At 53.6% G+C, this 233-nt stretch carries 2 tRNA genes; both read right to left on the reverse strand.

From position 1 onward, the window contains the following. Positions 1-48: 48 nt before the first annotated feature. A tRNA-Arg gene (locus ACN6NE_RS31395) sits at positions 49-125 on the reverse strand. A gap of 9 nt (positions 126-134) precedes the next feature. Continuing rightward, positions 135-223: transfer RNA gene (locus ACN6NE_RS31400), tRNA-Leu, on the reverse strand. Between the last annotated feature and the right edge of the window lie 10 nt (positions 224-233).

Raw genomic sequence — 233 nt, forward strand, 5'->3', positions numbered from 1 at the left:
CTTGGTCCCAAACCAAGTGCTCTACCAAGCTGAGCTACTTCCCGTTTATGGCGCGCCCGAGAGGAGTCGAACCCCTAACCTTTTGATCCGTAGTCAAACGCTCTATCCAATTGAGCTACGGGCGCTTATTAAAATGGTGCCGAGGGCCGGACTTGAACCGGCACGGTAGTCACCTACCGCAGGATTTTAAGTCCTGTGTGTCTGCCAATTCCACCACCCCGGCAGGACTTATA

This window comes from Priestia sp. 53B2, assembly GCF_056099005.1.